Here is a 746-nt window from a genome sequence, read left to right as displayed (position 1 = left end):
CGGCGCGGTGGCGTGGTGGTCTCTGGGGACGCCGAGCGGCATCGGGCGGTCGGGCAGGCAGGTCTGGGCCAGCAGCAGGCCCGCCGCGGCGTCGTCGGCGACGGCCACGTTGTCGCAGGTGCGGATCTCCGCGGACTGCAGCAGCGCTTCGGCGCGTTTCACCCGGCCCAGATCCAGGAGGGTCGCGGCCAGCGCGAGCCCGCGGTGCCCGGCGATCCCCGGCAGCCCCTCGCAGAGGGCGTGCGCGTAGTGCTTCTGCAGGATCGTGAGGGCTTCGGGGAGACGACCCGCCTGGTGCAGGGCTTCGGCGTGGGCCGTGCGCAGGTCGCGCAGCGGACCGGAGTCGGTCTCGGGGGAGGCGGCGGCCGCGGTGTCGAGCAGGGCGAGGGCCTCCAGCGGATGGCCCATGCGCAGCAGGGAGCCGACCATGAGCACCAGCGCCTCGCCGTGGTGCTCGTTCCGCTCGGCCAGCAGCGGCTCCAGCAGTTCAACGGCCCGCGCGCAGTGCCCGAGCCGTAGTTCGATCATGGCGGCGGCCAGCGGCGAATCCCGCGGCGCGAGCGTGGAGGCCGCGGCGCGCGCCTCGGTTTTCTGGCCGAGCGCCAGCAGGCAGCGCACCTGGGCCAGGGCGTGGGCGCCGGTCTGCTCGGGAGCGGGGTCGAGCTTGGCGAGGACCTCCGCGGCCATCGTCGAGGCGCCGTGCGCGAGCAGGACGTCGGCGTGCAGCAGGCCCGCGGCCGCCGTCC

At 75.9% G+C, this 746-nt stretch carries 1 protein-coding gene; it reads right to left on the bottom strand.

The window, feature by feature from the left end; translation table 11 throughout:
* Positions 1-746 (bottom strand): tetratricopeptide repeat protein (locus tag ACYVE7_RS35055; protein WP_460370984.1); only part of this gene is annotated, 746 nt, incomplete at both ends.

It is taken from the genome of Actinocorallia lasiicapitis, assembly GCF_054778695.1.
The sequence above is the reverse complement of the archived record's forward strand: the minus strand, read 5'-3'. Positions and strand labels throughout refer to the sequence as shown.